Origin of the sequence: Microbispora sp. CA-102843, assembly GCF_050936215.1 — a bacterium.
GTDB lineage: Bacteria > Actinomycetota > Actinomycetes > Streptosporangiales > Streptosporangiaceae > Microbispora.
Window position 1 is genome coordinate 8,797,874 of record NZ_JBNJNF010000001.1, and the last position, 16,168, is coordinate 8,814,041.

Below are 16,168 nucleotides of genomic sequence, written 5' to 3' on the forward strand. Positions count from 1 at the left end.
ATGACGCTGCAACGCGACCGGGAGCAGCCGCTCCCCACCGAGAAGGAACGCGAACTGGTCGAGATGGCCTGGGATCCGATCACCAGGATCGTCGGCAGTCTCGGCATCTACGCGAAGGTCGACTTCGCCAACCGCGAGGTCGCGGAGTGCTACAGCACCTCATCGGTGTTCCGGGGCTACAGCATCTTCATGAAGGGCAAGGATCCGCGCGACGCCCACTTCATCACCAGCCGGATCTGCGGGATCTGCGGCGACAACCACGCCACCTGCTCGGTGTACGCCCAGAACATGGCGTACGGCGTGCGCCCTCCGCACCTCGGCGAATGGATGATCAATCTCGGTGAGGCCGCCGAGTACATGTTCGACCACAACATCTTCCAGGAGAACCTGGTCGGGGTCGACTACTGCGAGAAGATGGTCCGCGAGACCAACCCCGGCGTGCTGGCGCAGGCCGAGCGGACCGAGGCGCCGCACGCGGCCGACCACGGATATCGCACGATCGCCGACATCATGCGCTCGCTGAACCCGCTGGAGGGCGAGTTCTACCGCGAGGCGCTGGCGATGAGCCGCACCACCCGGGAGATGTTCTGCCTGATGGAGGGCAGGCACGTGCACCCCTCCACGCTCTACCCCGGCGGGGTGGGCACGGTGGCGACCGTGCAGGTGTTCACCGACTACCTCACCCGGCTGATGCGGTACGTCGAGTTCATGAAGCGGGTCGTCCCCATGCACGACGACCTGTTCGACTTTATTTACGACGCGATGCCCGGCTACGAGCAGGTGGGCCGGCGACGGGTGATGCTCGGCTGCTGGGGCAGCTTCCAGGACCCCGAGCACTGCGACTTCGACTACCGGAACATGAACGACTGGGGCCGCAGGATGTTCGTCAGTCCGGGCATCGTGGTGGACGGGGAACTCGTCACCAACGACCTGGTGGACATCAACCTCGGCATCCGCATCCTGCTGGGCAGCTCCTACTACGACGACTGGGCCGACCAGGAGCCGTTCGTCACCGAGGACCCGCTGGGCAACCCGGTGGACATCCGGCATCCGTGGAACCAGCACACGATCCCGCATCCGCAGAAGCGCGACTTCACCGACAAGTACAGCTGGGTGATGTCGCCCCGCTGGTTCGACGGGCAGAACCTGCTCGCGCTCGACACCGGCGGCGGGCCGCTCGCCCGCCTGTGGGTCACCGCCCTGTCCGGCCTGGTGGACATCGGCTACGTCCGGTCCACCGGGCACAGCGTGGAGATCAACCTGCCCAGGACGGCGACCCGCCCGGAGAAGACGTTCGAGTGGCGGATCCCCCAGCGCAACGGGGAGTTGCTGTCGAACGCCATCGAGCGCAACCGGGCCAGGACGTACTTCCAGGCGTACGCCGCCGCCTGCGCGCTGCACTTCGCGGAGCAGGCGCTGGGCGAGGTCCGCCAGGGGCACACCCAGACGTGGTCGCCGTTCACCGTGCCCGACGAGGCGATCTCCTGCGGCTTCACCGAGGCGGTGCGGGGCGTCCTGTCGCACCACATGGTGATCAGGGGCGGCAGGATCGCCAACTATCACCCCTACCCGCCGACGCCGTGGAACGCCAGCGTGCGCGACTTCAACGGCACCCCGGGGCCGTACGAGGACGCGGTGCAGAACACGCCGATCTTCGAGGAGAACCCGCCGGAGAGCTTCAAGGGCATCGACATCATGCGCACCGTGCGCAGCTTCGACCCGTGCCTGCCCTGCGGCGTCCACATGTACCTCGGGCGGGGCAGGCAGCTGCGCATGGTGCACAGCCCGCACGCGTTCACGGGGACGCCATGACTCACGACGTCGCCGCCTCCGGTGAGCGGATCGAGCGACTGCTCGGCGCGCTGGTGGACGCCGAAACCCGTGCCATGGCGGAGGAACTCCTACGGGAGGTCGTCGGCCTCTACGGCGCGGGCCTCGAACGCGTCATGGCGATCGTCACCGAGACCGGGGCGGCCGGCGCGCTGCGCGATCTGGTGGAGGACCCGCTGGTCTCGGGCCTGCTCGTGCTGCACGACCTGCACCCGCTGACCACCGCGGAGCGGGTGCGGGCCGCGCTCGACGGCGTGCGCCCCTACCTCGGCCTGCACGAGGGCGGCGTCGAACTGCTCGGTGTGGACGACGGCATGGGGGGCAGCGTCGTACGGCTGCGGCTGGAGGGGGCCTGCGACGGCTGCCCCTCGTCGCGGATCACGGTCACCGAGTCGATCGAGCGCGCCATCGCCCGGGTGGCCCCCGAGGTCGCGCGGGTGGACGTCGAGGGTGCCGTTACGGATGCGGTGCCGCTGCTGCAGATAGGCAGACGCCCGCCCGGCCCGTGTCCGGTGCCCGAGGAGGTGTCGTGACCACCGGCCTGCGCCGCTTCCGCGAACCGGCCCGAGCCGAGGAGGCGGAGCGGTGCGAGATGTGCGCCGAGCTCCTGTCAGAGGAGCACGGGCACGTCGTCGACCTGGAGACCCGGGCGCTGATGTGCGCCTGCCGAGGCTGCCACCTGCTGTTCGTCCGGCCGGGCCAGGGCCGGTATCGCGCCGTGCCCGACCGCTTCCTCTACGCGCCGTCCTTCCAGGTCTCCCCCGCCGACTGGGACGACCTGGGCATCCCGGTGCGTACGGCGTTCTTCTTCCACAACTCCTCGCTCGGCCGGACCGTGGCCTTCTATCCCAGCCCGGCCGGGGCGACCGAGTCGCTGCTCCCGCTCGCGACCTGGGAGCGGGTGCTCGCGGCCAACCCGGCGCTGGCGGACGCCGAGCCCGACGTCGAGGCGCTGCTGGTGGACCGGGCTCCCGACGGGTCGTTCTCCTGCCATCTCGTGCCGATCGACGCCTGCTACCGGCTCGTCGGCCTCGTACGGCTGCACTGGAAGGGCTTCGGCGGCGGGCGGGAGGCGTGGGAGGCCATCGACGGCTTCTTCGCCGCCCTTCGCCGGCGGGCCCGCATCGTTGAAAGGGGCTGAACTTGGACGGTGATCTCCGCTTCGACTGCCTGGACGCCCGGCCGGAGCCGTACGCGGCCTCGCCCACGCTCGTCTTCCGCCTGCGCGTCACCGACCCCTCCCCCGAGGGCGTCCACGCCATCGCGCTGCGCTGCCAGATCAGGATCGAGCCGCGCCGCAGGCCGTACGGGCCGCAGGAGGCGGCGCTGCTGGCGGACCTGTTCGGCGAGCCGGCCCGGTGGGGCGACACGCTGCGGCCGGTGCAGTTCGCCATGGCGCAGGCGATGGTGCCCACCTTCACCGCGAGCACGGAAATCGACCTGCCCGTGCCGTGCGGCTACGACCTGGAGGTGGCCGCGGGCAGATACTTCGCCTCCCTGGACGACGGCGAGATCCCGCTGCTGATGCTGTTCAGCGGGACCGTGCTCGCCCGCTCCGGCGGCGGGGTGAGTATGCGGCAGATCCCCTGGCACTGCGAGACCCGCCACCGCCTGCCGGTCGCGGTGTGGCGCGAGACGATCGACACCGCCTTCCCCGGCTCCGGATGGCTGCGGCTGCGCCGCGACACCGTGCGCGAGATCCTCCGCTTCAAGTCCGAACGGGTCCTCGCCACCGTGGACGAGGCCGTGGAAGCCCTGCTGAAGGAGGCGGGCCGGTGACCGCGCCGATGGACGCGGCCCGCCGCGTCGCGGACGCCGTGCTGTACGAGGGCTACCTGCTCTACCCCTACCGCGCCTCGGCCGCCAAGAACCGCATGCGCTGGCAGTTCGGCGTGCTCGTGCCGCCGAACTACCCCGGCGAGCCGTCCACCAGCGTCACCGAGTGCCTGCTGGAGGCCCCCGGCGAGGCCCAGCTTGACCTGCGCCTGCGGTTCCTGCACGTCAGGAGCAGGACGGTCGAGCGGGAGGAGGACGACGGCTACTGGCCCGTGCCGAAGCTGACCGTCGGAGGGCGCGACTACCTCAGCTACGACGAGGCCACCGAGCGGGAGGCCCGCACCGGGCTGTCCCTGACACACGTGACGGGCGGGGGGCGCACGATCGAGGTCCGGGTGCCCGGCGACCGCGTCATCGAGCCCATCGCCGGTCCCGGCGGCGAGCGGACCGGCCGGATCGTCTGCGAGCACCAGCCGCTCGGCGCGGAGATGCGGATCTCCGCCGAACGGCTGCCCGGGCCGTACGGGCTGGTCCGCCTGCGGGTCGAGGTGGAGAACACGGCCCACTGGGAGCGGGCGGACGCGCCGCGCGAGGAGGCCCTGCGCCGCTCGCTGATCGCCGCCCACCTGCTGATCGGGGTGAGCGGAGGGGCCTTCGTCTCGCTGCTCGACCCGCCGATGTGGGCCGAGGCGGCGGCGCGGCAGTGCCGCAACGAGAACACCTGGCCGGTCCTGGTGGGCGAGCCCGGCCGCCGCGACGTCGTGCTGTCCTCGCCGATCATCCTGTACGACCACCCGGCCATCGCCCCGGAGAGCCCGGGTGACCTGTTCGACTCGACCGAGATCGACGAACTGCTCACGCTGCGCACGCTGACCCTGACCGAGGAGGAGAAGCGCGAGGCCCGGGTCACCGACCCGCGCGCCGCCGAGATCCTCGAACGGGCCGCCGACCTGTCGCCGGAACTGCTCGAACGCCTCCACGGCGCCATCCGCCACCTGGAGGTGCCCGCCGCGAAGCCGGCCGGAGACGAGAGCGTGGTCGTCGGCGGGGTGCGGATCGCCAAGGGGAGCCGGGTACGGCTGCGGCCCGGCCGGCGTCGCGCCGACGCGCACGACATGTTCCTGGCCGGGCGGACCGCCCGGGTCGAGGCGGTGTTCCTCGACCTGGACGGCCTGCGCCACCTGGCCGTCACGCTGGAGGACGACCCGGCCGCCGACCTCCAGCGCGAGCAGCGGCGTTTCCTCTACTTCGCGCCCGACGAGGTGGAACCCGCATGAGAACCCTGGTGGCCGGTGTGGGCAACGTCTTCCTCGGGGACGACGGTTTCGGCGTGGCGGTGGCCCGCCGCCTCGCCGCCGCCGGGGTGCCCGACGGGGTGGAGGTCGGCGACTTCGGCATCCGGGGCATCCATCTCGCCTACGAGCTGACCTCGGGATACGACCTCACGATCCTCGTGGACGCGATCCCGGGGGGACGGGCCCCCGGCACCCTGTCCGTCCTGGAGCCCACGTCTCCGGAAGCGGCGCCGGCCTTCGTGGATGCGCACGCGATGACCCCCGACGCGGTGCTCACGCTGGCCTCCGGCCTCGATCTCCCACCGGGAGACAGAGTCCTGCTGGTCGGCTGCGAGCCCGCCGACGTCTCTCCGGGGATGGACCTGAGCCCGCCGGTCGCGGCGGCCGTCCCCGAGGCGGCCGCCCTGGTGCTCGAACTGATCGCGGAAGAGATCGCGGAGGAGGAGCGGCGATGCTGAAACGCGTGGTCTTCGTGCTGCTCGCGGCCGGGGTGGGCGTGCTGGTCGTCCAGTCGCTGCCCGACATCCGGCGCTACCTGCGGATCAGAAGGATGTGACACCGATGCACGAGTTCGGGATCGCCGAGGCCGTGGTCGACGCCGTCGAGCGCCGGGCCGACGGCAGGCGGGTGCGCCGGGCCCGGGTGCGGGCGGGCGCGCTGCTGCGCATCAGCCCGCAGGCCCTCGACCAGGCCTTCTGCCTGGCCTCCGCCGGCACGGTCGCCGAGGGCGCGACGCTCGACCTGGTCATCGAGCCCGTACGGCTCATCTGCCGGGGCTGCGGGCACTCCGCTACGTGCGCCGACCCGCTCACGATCTGCGGATTGTGCGGGGGCATCGACGTCGACATGGAGGGCGGCGACAGCCTCGTCCTCGAATCCATCCAGCTCGAACCAGCGGAGGCGTCCTATGTGCCTTGGCATTCCGGGCGAGATCGTGGAGATCCCGCCGGACCAGACTGACCTCGCCAGGGTCGACGTGAGCGGGGTCCGGCGGGCCGTCAACATCGGCCTGCTCGACGGCCAGCCCCTGGGGCCCGGCGACTGGGTCCTGATCCACGTCGGCTTCGCACTGTCGAAGATCGACGAGGCCGAGGCCAGGGCCGCGCTTGAGTTCCTGGAGGGCATCGGCCAGGCGTACGAGGACGAGCTGGCGGCACTCCGCAACTCGTCCATCGGCGACTCGTCGACGGAGAGGTGAGCAACGGTGCGTTTCGTCGACGAGTATCGCGACGCGGACAAGGCGCGGGCGCTGTCCGCCAGGATCGCGAGCCTGTGCGAGCCGGGCCGGGCCTACAAGTTCATGGAGGTGTGCGGCGGCCATACCCACACCATCTACAAGCACGGGCTGGAGGACTACCTGCCCGAGACGATCACGCTGGTGCACGGCCCGGGCTGCCCGGTCTGCGTGATCCCGATGGGCCGCGTGGACGACGCGATCCACATCGCCGAACGGCCAGATGTGATCATGACGTCCTTCGGGGACATGATGCGGGTGCCGGGCGGGCGCGGGTCGTTCTTCGACTCCACGGCCCAGGGCGCCGACATCCGCATGGTCTACTCGCCGCTGGACGCCCTGAAGATCGCCCGGCGCGATCCGGACCGCCAGGTGGTCTTCATGGCCATCGGGTTCGAGACCACCGCGCCGTCGACCGCCATGACCGTGCTGCGGGCGGCGGCCGAGGGCGTGCGGAACTTCTCGGTGTTCTGCAACCACGTGACGATCATTCCGGCGATCAAGGCCATCCTGGACTCGCCCGACCTGCGTCTCGACGGCTTCATCGGGCCCGGCCATGTCTCCACGATCATCGGCTGCCGGCCGTACGAGTTCATCGCCCGCGACTACGGCAAGCCGCTGGTCGTGGCGGGCTTCGAGCCGCTGGACATCCTCCAGTCGGTCTACATGCTGCTGCTCCAGCTGGCCGAGGGGCGGTCGGAGGTCGAGAACCAGTACGCCCGGGTCGTGCCGTGGGCGGGCAACGTCAGGGCCCTGCGGGCCATCGGCGAGGTGATGGAGCTGCGGCCCTACTTCGAGTGGCGCGGCCTCGGCTTCATCTCGCACTCGGCGCTGCGCATGCGCGAGAAGTACGCGGCGTACGACGCGGAGCGGCTGTTCGAGATCCCCGGCGGCCGGGTGGCCGATCCGAAGGCATGCCAGTGCGGCGAGGTGCTCAAGGGCGTGCTCAAGCCGTGGGAGTGCAAGGTCTTCGGCACGGCCTGCACGCCGGAGACGCCGATCGGCACCTGCATGGTGTCGTCCGAGGGCGCCTGCGCGGCCTACTACAACTTCGGCCGCTTCTCCCGGCAGCGGGTGAGGGAGGCGACGCGGTGACGAGCCGTGAAGAGCAGGTCCTCGAACGCATCGACCGTGCGCGGCAGCGGAAGGCCCGCGTGCGCGAGGAGCACATCACGATGGCCCACGGAGCGGGCGGCAAGGCGACCCAGACCCTGATCGAGGCGGTCTTCCTCGACGCGTTCCGCAACCCGCTGCTCGAGCCGCTGGAGGACGGCGCGGTGTTCGGCGCGGGCGGCGCGCGGCTCGCGTTCACCACCGACTCCTACGTGGTCTCCCCGCTGTTCTTCCCCGGCGGCGACATCGGCGACCTCGCCGTCAACGGGACCGTCAACGACCTGTCGGTGTGCGGGGCCCGGCCGCTGTACCTGTCGGCGGGCTTCGTCCTGGAGGAGGGGTTCCCGGTCGAGGACCTGCGGCGCATCAGCGCGTCGATGGCGCGGGCCGCCGCGGCGGCGGAGGTGTCGATCGTGACCGGGGACACCAAGGTGGTGCAGCGCGGCAAGGCCGACGGCTGCTACGTCACCACCGCCGGCGTGGGACTGCTGGAGCGGGACGCGCGTCTCGGCGTCGCGCACGCCCGTCCCGGCGACGCTGTCCTCGTGTCCGGCCCGGTCGGCGAGCACGGTGTCACGATCATGCTGGCGCGGGGCGAGCTGGACATCGAGGCCGACGTGACGTCGGACACCGCCCCGCTGAACGGTCTGATCGCCGCCCTCCTCCGGGACACGGGGGACGGCGCCGTACGGTGCCTGCGGGACGCGACCCGGGGCGGCGTCGCGACGATATTGAACGAGATCGCCCGCGCCTCCGGCGTCGCCGTCGTCGTCGAGGAGGACGCGGTGCCCGTACGGCCGGCCGTACGCGGAGCCTGTGAGCTGCTGGGCATCGACCCGCTCTACGTCGCCTGCGAGGGCCGGATGGTCGCGGTCGTGGACGGGGACGCCGCCGGCGCCGCGCTCGCCGCGCTGCGGAGCCACCCGCTCGGCGGAGGCGCCGCGATCGTCGGCCGCGTCCGGGACGATCCCCCCGGCCTGGTGCTGCTGAAAACCGCCTTCGGGGGCACCCGAATCATCGACGTGCTGGTCGGCGACCCGCTGCCGCGGATCTGCTGACGGGGAGGTGACCTCATCATGAGCGAGACCGAGCGGCCGGACACCGAGCGACCGGAGACCGAGGCCAAGCGGGCGGGCGACCTGGCGTTCCGGCCGGAGGCCGCGGGCGAGCCCGGACCCGGGCGGGAGCCGTCCGCCGAGGAGGAGTCGGGCGTGTCCGCCACGGACACCGAGCCGAAGGCTCCCCTCGGCGCGGGCGAGACGCTCAGCCGGGGAGGCGAGGAACTCGCCGAGCAGAAGCAGGAGCCCGGCCGGGACCAGGTGGGTGTGCAGGGCAAGACCGACCGTCCGCACGGCCGCTCCACCCTCGAGGACTCCACCGGCATCGCACCGGAGGAGCCCATCGACGAGGAGAGTCCGCCCCTGCCCGCGGGTGACCAGGGCGGCTAGCCCATCGGCTGGCCCTGGTGGCGGCGGCGCGTCCGGAGCATGAAGAAAACGGCAGCGGCGCCGAGGGCGGTGAGCAGGGCGACGCCGCAGAGGGTCACCCGCCACCCATCGGTGAACGCTGCCTGTTCGTGAGCGGCGACGTCGCCCGCGGCGATTCGTGCCGCCGCGACAGCTGAGCCGGTCTTGGTGCCGACGACACTGACCAGCACCGCGCCGAACATCGCGATGACCAACGCCTCGGCCGTGCCACGCACGGTGTTGAGGAATCCCGCCGCCACTCCGACGCGGTCGGGTTCGACGACGTTCATGGCCTGGCCGTCGGTGATCCCGAACGACAGTCCCATCCCGACGCCGATCAGCAGCAGCGGGCCGAGCAGCGCGAGCGTCCCGATCCCCGGGTGAAGCACGGTCAGCCAGGCGTTGCCCGCCGCGACCAGGGCCAGCGCCACGGTGATCAGAGCGCGTCCGGACACACCGCGGGTCACCAGCCAGCCGCCCAGCGGCGGGACGACCAGGACAGGGGCGGTCAGCATGAGCATCATCACGCCCGCCTCGCTCGCCGAGACTCCGTTCACACCCTGCAAGTAGGTGGGCAGGAAGACCAGCACGCCCAGGAAACCGACCGAGGTCGCCAGGGTCCCCAGGCACCAGCCCATGAACGACACGTTCCCTACCAGCGTCAGGTCCAGGACGGGGCGATCACTGCGGCGTTCCACCAGGGCGAAGGCCACCAGCAGCACGGCTCCCGCCGCCAGCGCGCCGAGCACCGGCGCCGCGCTCCAGCCTTGCTCGGGCCCCCGCATGACGCCGAACATCAGGAGGGCCAGCCCGCCGACGAAGGTGGCGACTCCGGCACGGTCCACGCGCGGACGTTCGGCTGCCCGTGACTCGGGGGCGAACCTGCTGCCCGCCAGGACCAGCAGGCCGACGGCGACGTTCACGCCGAACGTGCCACGCCAGCCGAACTCGCCGACCAGCCAGCCCGACAGGCTCGGGCCGATCGCGATGCCGACGCCCGCCATGGTGCCCATCCCGGCGAAGGCACGCGTACGCGCCGTGCCCTCGAACGTCGCCGCCAGGATCGCGCCGCCCGCCGCCATCATCCCTGCGGCCCCCACCCCGGCCAGCAGCCGTGCCGCGTTCAGCACCCAGATGCCGTCCGCGACCGCGCTGACCAGCGCCGCGACCGTGAACAGCGCGGCACCGAGGGTGAAGACGCGACGGCGGCCGAAGAGATCGGCCAGCGAGCCGCACACGAGCGTGAACGCCGCGAAGGTCAGGTTGTAGCCGGCGACCACCCACTGCAGGGATCCCGCCGACACGTCCAGGTCGCCCCCGATACGCGGGACCGCCACTGCGGTACCCGCGATCGACATGGCCAGCGCCAGGACGCCGAGCAGCACGGTGACGGCGGTCACCGGCGGGCTCACCCGCCCCGCACGTCGTGCGCCGATGCTGATGGTGCTCACAAAGCCCTCCGATTCGTCGGTGGGCACCATCCTGGAACCTCAAGTTAAATTGAGGTCAAGCTCGTGGGGAGGACCTCGATGGCGAAGCTGAATCCGGCCGATCTGCTGACCGTCGGCGAGGTCTCGCGACGTACGGGGGTCGCCGTCAGCGCCCTGCGCTTCTACGAAGCGCAAGGGCTGATCTTCTCGCAGCGGACGGTGGGGAACCAGCGGCGGTACTCCCGGCACATGATCCGCCGCGTGTCGCTGATCCAGGTGGCGAAGCGGCTGGGCATCCCGCTGCGGGACGTGGCGGAGGTCTTCCGAGACCTCCCCCATGACCGCAAGCCCACCAGGCGAGAGTGGGAACGCATCGCGCGCGCCTGGTCCGCCGATCTGGAGATGCGCCGCGCCGCTCTCGAACGGCTCCAGCGCGAGCTCACCAACTGCATCGGGTGCGGCTGCGTCTCCATGAGTGCCTGCCGGTTGCTCAATCCGTACGACGAGTTGGCGAACCAGGGCCCCGGCCCGCACCGGCTCGACCCTCTTCCCGCCGACCCCGACTGAAATGACGATCAAGGGGGACAGCCGCGGGCCGCGGCGACGGCGGCCTGGCCGAGGCTGACACCGCCGTCGTTCGGGGGGACGCGGTGGTGGGTGAGCACCGTGAAGCCGCGCTCCTCCAGCAGGGTCACGGCCCGGCCGAGCAGCAGCAGGTTCTGGAACACGCCGCCGGACAGGGCCACCGTGGACAGGGCGCAGGCCTCCCTGATCAGGACGCAGCCGTCGGCGACGACGCGGGCCACGGCGTTGTGGAACCGCGCGGCGACGACGTCGCGCGGCACACCCGCGCGCAGGTCGTCGGCGACCGCACGGACCAGTTCCACGCCCGGTACGGCGAATCGGGTGCCCGCGGGGACGAGGCCGCAGGGATACGCCTCGTCCACCGCGGGGTCGGCGAGCTGCTCGAACTCGACCGCGGCCTGGCCCTCGTAGGTGATCGTGTCGCGTACGCCCGCGATCGCCGCCACCGCGTCGAACAGGCGGCCCATGCTGGAGGTGGGGGGCGCGTTCCCGCCCCGGCGCGCCAGCGCGACGACGGCCGCCCACTGCCCGGCGTCGCGCCGTACGACGTCCAGATCCTCCGGGACGTGCCCTTCGTAGGCGAGATCGAGGTAGGCCGCGGCCATGCGCCAGGGTTGTCTGATCGCGGTCGCGCCCCCGGGCATCGGCACCGGCGCCAGGTAGCCCGCCCGTTCGAATCCGGCCAGGTCGGCGACGAGGAACTCGCCACCCCACAACGTGCCGTCCGAGCCGTACCCGAGGCCGTCGAAGGCCACCCCTACGACCGGCCCGGCGACGCCGTTGTCGGCCAGGCAGGAGGCGATGTGGGCGTGGTGGTGCTGCACTCCCACCAGGTCCGCGTCCTGATCGAGGGCCCACTTGGTGGACAGGTATTCGGGGTGCAGGTCGTGCGCGACCACCTCGGGCGTGATGTCGAACAGCCGCCGGAAGTGCTCGACGCCCTCGGTGAACGACCGCAGGGTCTCGTAGTTCTCCAGGTCGCCGATGTGGTGGGAGACGAACGCACGGTCACCTTTGACCAGGCAGAACGTGTGCTTCAGCTCGGCGCCGCAGGCGAGCACGGGCCGGGGGGCCGCCCGGGCGAGCGGCAGCGGGTGCGGCACGTATCCCCGCGACCGCCTGATCGGCAGGTCGCGGCCACGGAAGACCCGTACGACCGAGTCGTCCGTACGGATGTGGATGGGACGGTCGTGGGTCAGGAAAGCGTCGGCGATGCCGCCGAGCCGTTCCAGAGCGTCCTCGTCCCGGTAGGCGATCGGCTCGTCGGACACGTTTCCGCTGGTCAGCACGATGGGTCTGCCCAGCGCCCGGAGCAGCAGGTGGTGCAGCGGGGTGTAGGGCAGCAGCACGCCCAGCCATCGGTTGCCCGGTGCCACGGACGGTGCCACGGACGGGGCCACGGACGGGGCCACGGACAGCGCGACGGGCGCGTCCGGCAGCCGCCGCAGCAGCACGACGGGGCGGGCAGGCCCGGTCAGCAGGCGCTCCTCGGCCGGGTCCACGGCGCACAGCAGCCGGGCCGCGGCCAGGTCGCCCGCCATCACCGCGAAGGGCTTGTCCTCGCGGTGCTTGCGTGACCGCAGCGCCGCCACGGCGCGCTCGTCCGCCGCGAGCGCCGCCAGGTGGTAGCCGCCGAGTCCCTTGACCGCCAGCACGCCGCCCTCCCGCAGCAGCCGTACGGCCTGCCCGAGTGGGTCGTCGGCCGGGTCGCCTGCGGCGCCGATGAGTCGCAGCCGGGGCCCGCAGGCGGGACAGCACACGGGCTGCGCGTGGAAGCGCCGGTCGGCGGGGTCGTGGTACTCCCCGGCACAGTCCGCGCACATGCGGAAGCCGGCCATCGTGGTGTTCGCCCGGTCGTAGGGCACGTCGCGGACGATGGTGAAGCGCGGGCCGCAGCAGGTGCAGTTGGTGAAGGCGTAGCCGCACCTGCGGTCGGCCGGGTCGGTCAGGTCGCGCAGGCAGGCGGCGCAGGTCGCCACGTCCGGCGAGACGAGCGCGTGCCGGTCCCCACCGGGCGCGCTCGGCGCGATCACGAAGGTGCAGCGGCCGGTGAGGGGCGCGGGGCCCGTGCTGATCCGCTCGATGACCGCCAGCGGCGGCGGGTCTCCGGTCAGCGCGGTGAGGAACTCCTCGACCAGCGCGCTGCCGCCCTCGATCTCGATGAAGACCCCGCGCTCGTCGTTGCCGACCAGCCCGGCGAGGCCGAGCCGCGTGGCGAGGCCGTACACGAAGGGCCGGAAGCCGACCCCTTGCACGATCCCCTCGACCCGGACGGCGACGGCACGCCTGCTCACCTGGACATTGTCTCAGCCGGGCAGGGAGATCAGGCGGGGAGGTCGAGCACGTCGTCGAGGGCGACGACCTCGATCAGATGACGCAGGTATGGGGTGAGGGCGACGATACGGAAGGCCGTCCCGCGTTCCTCCGCGTCCCTGTAGGCGTTCATCACGACCGCCATGCCCGAGGAGTCGATGAACTTCAGCCCCGACAGGTCGAGTTCGAGCACGCCGACGCCTTCGGCGAGCGTCTTGGCCACCTCGGCGGATGCGTCGCCCGCCGTGGTGAAGTCGAGCTCACCGGTCAGCACCAGGCGCGCCGCGCCGGGCTCGGGGGTGAGCGACTCGACCTGAAACGGGGGCGTGTCCTGCATCAGACGCTCGTCTCTGTTCGTTGACCCGCGGGTTGGCTTGATCGGCTACAGCACGCCTGTGCCGCGGCGACGCCCTCGGTCAGCAGCGCCCGGGCGCGGGGGCAGTCGGTCAGTACATCATGGAAAGCCCCCAGCCCGAGCACGACGGACTCCGCAGGCACCTTCCTGGCCACCAGCACCTGGCAGGTCCAGGTGACGAAATCGGTGAACAGCACGGCGTCGTGGACGTACATCGCGGCGATCAGGAAGTCGGCGATGTGACCGAGGTCCTCGGCGGTGCGCTCCAGTTGCCGCGCGCTGTAGCCGCCCATCGGGGCGTACGCCTCCCTGAGCGTGTCCATGACGCGGGCCAGCAGGTCGGCGCGGTGCCGGGTCAGGTACGCGTACTCCGCGCCGCCGAGATGAACCGCGGCGTCGTCGGGGCCGTCGTGGGCGGCGGGGAAGGACGGCAGCCCGGCGGCGAGCCGGTCGGCCGCCGCGTCGGCGGTGGGCGCCCAGGCGTCCGCGCCGAGCAGGCGGGCGAAGCGGCCGTCGGCGCCGAACCCGGCACCACCGGCCAGCACGGGGATGCCCACGGCCTGGCAGGCGGCGATGGTGGCGTGCGCGCGGGGCAGCCGGGTCGTCAGCGTGCAGCCGAGCGCGACCACGTCGGGCCCGGTCTGGTGCAGGTGCGTGATCAGGTGCGGGCCGGGCACGCTGGCGCCCAGGAAGTCGACGTGCCACCCCCGCAGGCGCAGCACCTCCGCCATGATGCGGGTGGGCAGCGCGTGATACTCGCCGTCGGCGCAGGCCACGGCCACCCGGCCGCGGGTCGGCGCGGGCCGCACGCGCCCGCTGACGGCGGCCACTGCGCGCTCGCTGACCGCGGTCGCGCCGTGCTCGCGCGCCACCGACCACTCGTTCGACGCCCACAGCTCGCCCACCCGGCGCTGGCCGGGGGCGACGACCTTCAGCAACACGTCCTCGGCGGGCACGCCCTCGTCGATCAGGCGCACGACCAGGTCGACCGCGCCGTACTCGTCGGCCCGGCCGATCAGGTCCAGGTAGCGCCCGCCGACGGCCTCCAGGTTCTGCGTCACCACGATGTCACCAGATGTCACCACGATGTCTCCACCCGCCCCGTCCCCGCGCGTACGGCGAGCAGGGCGCGGTCGTCCTGCTGGGTGCCGCCCAGCCACTCGCTGCTGAGCTGCTCCAGCCGCTCCACCAGCGCCTCGACCGGCATGCCTGCGCAGGTCGCCAGCGCCTCCTTCAGCCGCGCCTCGCCGAACATCTCCCGGCCGCTCGGGCCGCCGAACGCCTCGGTGATGCCGTCGCTGTACAGCAGACACACCTCGCCGGGCGCCAGGTCGAGCGTGACGGGCCACAGGGTGATCTTCTTCAACGCGCCGAGGATGGAACCTCGGACGGCGACCTCCTCCACCGTGCCGTCCCGGCGCAGGACCAGCGGCGGCGGGTGCCCGGCCACGGCCAGGTCCACCAGCACATGATCGCCGGGTGCGGTCCGTAGCGCGGCGAGGATCATCGTGACGTAGGAGTTCGGCGCCGGGGAGGTGAGCAGCGACCGGTTGAGCAGTTCGAGCAGCCGGTCGGGACGGCTTTCCAGCAGCAGCAGCGTACGCAGGCTGTGGCGGACCTGACCGGCCAGGACCGCCGCGCGGGCGCCCTTGCCGCAGACGTCGCCCAGGATGACCAGCGGCGGCCGCTCCACGATCCCGGTGTCGGGCGCCGCGTCGGGCAGGTAGACGTCGTAGAAGTCGCCGCCGATGGCGCCCGCCTGCTGGGAGGCCCGCAGCCGGCCGGCCACCCGCATGCCCTCGATCTCCGGCAGTTCGGGCGGCAGCAGGTCGCCGGTCAGGATGGTGTTGATCGTGCTCTGCTCCCTGAACAGGGAGGCCGCCGAGATCGCGGCGCCGGCCCGGATCGCGAGGTCGCGCGCCATCACCTGGTCGTCGTCGTCGAACGGCGACCGTCCGGCGCGGCGGGCCAGCACGATCGCCCCGGCGGGCACGCCGTTGCCGGGCAGCGGGAGCACCAGCAGGTGGCCGGCCGGACCGAACCCCTCCGGCAGCAGCCAGTCCGGCGTGCCGCCCGGGTCCTGTTGTCCTGCGACGCCGTGCCGCAGGCCCGCGAGCGCGTCGGTCAGGCCGGGCACCTCCGCCGCCACAGCCGCGGGCAGGACACCCTCCTCCGCGCCGTTCCGGCCGGAGACGGCGCGCACCCACTCCATCCGGCGGCGGGAGGCGGGCGGCAGCAGCAGGATCGCCACGTCGGACAGGAAGTCGGCCCCCAGTTCGGTCGCGGCCCGGGCGCACCGGTGCGGGTTGAGCGAGGCGGACAGGCGGCGGCCGGCCTCCAGCAGGAACTCGGTGCGCCGCGCCGCGGGCGACGGCTCCGCGCCCAAATCAGTGAGGCCCAAATCAGTGAGGCCCGGTTCAGTGAGGCCCAGGTCGGTGAGGTACCAGGCGAGCCGGCCGTCGCCGACCGCCTCCGCGCGCATCCGGATCATCCGGCCGCCGTGGACCACGCTCCGGCCTTCGGGGGCAGACGGGATGGAGCCGATCGGCGCGGGCGCGGGAAGGCCCGGCTCGACCCGCGGCACCAGGCGGACCGCCGCCGCGTTGGCCAGCGTCACGACGCCGTCCGCGTCGCACAGCACGATGCCCTCGCCGCTGCGTTCGAGCAGCGCCGCCATGAGGTCGGGGGCCGTCCGTACGGTCCCGCGCCGGGGATCGGCGGAGCCTCCGTGCCGGGGGTCGGCCGAACCGGTGGCGCCTTTCACCCGTGCG

At 72.3% G+C, this 16,168-nt stretch carries 18 protein-coding genes; 13 read left to right on the forward strand and 5 right to left on the reverse strand.

Annotated features, from left to right (window positions below; all coding sequences use genetic code 11):
- From ACQEVJ_RS40835 to ACQEVJ_RS40890, 12 genes are read left to right on the forward strand one after another with little or no spacing between them, the layout of a single operon-like run.
- Positions 1-1,812, forward strand: coding sequence for a nickel-dependent hydrogenase large subunit (locus tag ACQEVJ_RS40835; RefSeq protein WP_433110163.1), 1,812 nt, complete (start codon positions 1-3; stop codon positions 1,810-1,812).
- Positions 1,809-2,363, forward strand: a complete 555-nt coding sequence (locus ACQEVJ_RS40840; RefSeq protein ID WP_433110165.1) for a NifU family protein — start codon at positions 1,809-1,811, stop codon at positions 2,361-2,363. Before ACQEVJ_RS40835 ends, ACQEVJ_RS40840 begins: the two co-directional genes overlap by 4 nt.
- Entirely contained in the window at positions 2,360-2,971 is a 612-nt protein-coding gene (locus ACQEVJ_RS40845; RefSeq protein ID WP_433110167.1) for a DUF5947 family protein, read from the forward strand. Before ACQEVJ_RS40840 ends, ACQEVJ_RS40845 begins: the two co-directional genes overlap by 4 nt.
- 2 nt (positions 2,972-2,973) lie before the next feature.
- Entirely contained in the window at positions 2,974-3,609 is a 636-nt protein-coding gene (locus ACQEVJ_RS40850) for a DUF6084 family protein (RefSeq protein WP_433110169.1), read from the forward strand.
- The gene (locus ACQEVJ_RS40855) at positions 3,606-4,883 is read left to right on the forward strand and encodes a hypothetical protein (protein WP_433110171.1); all 1,278 of its coding nucleotides are present in this window, start codon (positions 3,606-3,608) and stop codon (positions 4,881-4,883) included. Before ACQEVJ_RS40850 ends, ACQEVJ_RS40855 begins: the two co-directional genes overlap by 4 nt.
- A complete protein-coding gene (locus ACQEVJ_RS40860) occupies positions 4,880-5,359 on the forward strand; it encodes a hydrogenase maturation protease (protein WP_433110173.1) in 480 nt (159 codons plus the stop codon). The genes ACQEVJ_RS40855 and ACQEVJ_RS40860 overlap by 4 nt, the downstream gene beginning before the upstream one ends.
- On the forward strand, positions 5,353-5,457 hold the full coding sequence (locus ACQEVJ_RS40865) for a DUF6893 family small protein (protein WP_433110175.1): 105 nt from the start codon (positions 5,353-5,355) through the stop codon (positions 5,455-5,457). The genes ACQEVJ_RS40860 and ACQEVJ_RS40865 overlap by 7 nt, the downstream gene beginning before the upstream one ends.
- Before the next feature lie 5 nt (positions 5,458-5,462).
- Positions 5,463-5,861, forward strand: coding sequence for a hydrogenase maturation nickel metallochaperone HypA (locus ACQEVJ_RS40870; RefSeq protein ID WP_433110177.1), 399 nt, complete (start codon positions 5,463-5,465; stop codon positions 5,859-5,861).
- Positions 5,836-6,099, forward strand: coding sequence for a HypC/HybG/HupF family hydrogenase formation chaperone (locus tag ACQEVJ_RS40875; protein WP_433110179.1), 264 nt, complete (start codon positions 5,836-5,838; stop codon positions 6,097-6,099). Before ACQEVJ_RS40870 ends, ACQEVJ_RS40875 begins: the two co-directional genes overlap by 26 nt.
- 6 nt (positions 6,100-6,105) lie before the next feature.
- Complete coding sequence (gene hypD, locus ACQEVJ_RS40880; protein WP_433110181.1) at positions 6,106-7,230, forward strand: hydrogenase formation protein HypD; 1,125 nt, start codon at positions 6,106-6,108, stop codon at positions 7,228-7,230.
- Positions 7,227-8,306 carry a hydrogenase expression/formation protein HypE gene (gene hypE, locus ACQEVJ_RS40885; RefSeq protein WP_433110183.1) on the forward strand — a complete coding sequence of 360 codons (1,080 nt, stop codon included), beginning with the start codon at positions 7,227-7,229 and terminating at the stop codon, positions 8,304-8,306. Before hypD ends, hypE begins: the two co-directional genes overlap by 4 nt.
- 18 nt (positions 8,307-8,324) lie before the next feature.
- Positions 8,325-8,696, forward strand: a complete 372-nt coding sequence (locus tag ACQEVJ_RS40890) for a hypothetical protein (protein ID WP_433110185.1) — start codon at positions 8,325-8,327, stop codon at positions 8,694-8,696.
- On the opposite strand, the gene ACQEVJ_RS40895 is transcribed toward ACQEVJ_RS40890, so the two are convergent.
- Positions 8,693-10,165 carry an MFS transporter gene (locus ACQEVJ_RS40895; RefSeq protein ID WP_433110187.1) on the reverse strand — a complete coding sequence of 491 codons (1,473 nt, stop codon included), beginning with the start codon at positions 10,163-10,165 and terminating at the stop codon, positions 8,693-8,695. The genes ACQEVJ_RS40890 and ACQEVJ_RS40895 overlap by 4 nt on opposite strands.
- Before the next feature lie 78 nt (positions 10,166-10,243).
- Here ACQEVJ_RS40895 and soxR point away from each other — a divergent pair, with 78 nt between their 5' ends.
- Positions 10,244-10,711, forward strand: a complete 468-nt coding sequence (soxR, locus tag ACQEVJ_RS40900; RefSeq protein ID WP_433110189.1) for a redox-sensitive transcriptional activator SoxR — start codon at positions 10,244-10,246, stop codon at positions 10,709-10,711.
- An 8-nt stretch (positions 10,712-10,719) separates the two neighbouring features.
- Here soxR and hypF read toward each other — a convergent pair whose 3' ends face one another.
- Genes hypF through ACQEVJ_RS40920 form a run of 4 tightly spaced genes read right to left on the reverse strand, consistent with a single transcriptional unit; the run spans position 10,720 to position 16,161 of the window.
- Positions 10,720-13,023, reverse strand: a complete 2,304-nt coding sequence (gene hypF, locus ACQEVJ_RS40905) for a carbamoyltransferase HypF (RefSeq protein WP_433110191.1) — start codon at positions 13,021-13,023, stop codon at positions 10,720-10,722.
- 29 nt (positions 13,024-13,052) lie between these two features.
- On the reverse strand, positions 13,053-13,379 hold the full coding sequence (locus ACQEVJ_RS40910) for an STAS domain-containing protein (protein ID WP_433110193.1): 327 nt from the start codon (positions 13,377-13,379) through the stop codon (positions 13,053-13,055).
- A complete protein-coding gene (locus ACQEVJ_RS40915) occupies positions 13,379-14,482 on the reverse strand; it encodes a cobalamin B12-binding domain-containing protein (RefSeq protein ID WP_433110195.1) in 1,104 nt (367 codons plus the stop codon). Before ACQEVJ_RS40915 ends, ACQEVJ_RS40910 begins: the two co-directional genes overlap by 1 nt.
- A complete protein-coding gene (locus ACQEVJ_RS40920; RefSeq protein WP_433110197.1) occupies positions 14,476-16,161 on the reverse strand; it encodes a SpoIIE family protein phosphatase in 1,686 nt (561 codons plus the stop codon). Before ACQEVJ_RS40920 ends, ACQEVJ_RS40915 begins: the two co-directional genes overlap by 7 nt.
- Positions 16,162-16,168: the final 7 nt, after the last annotated feature.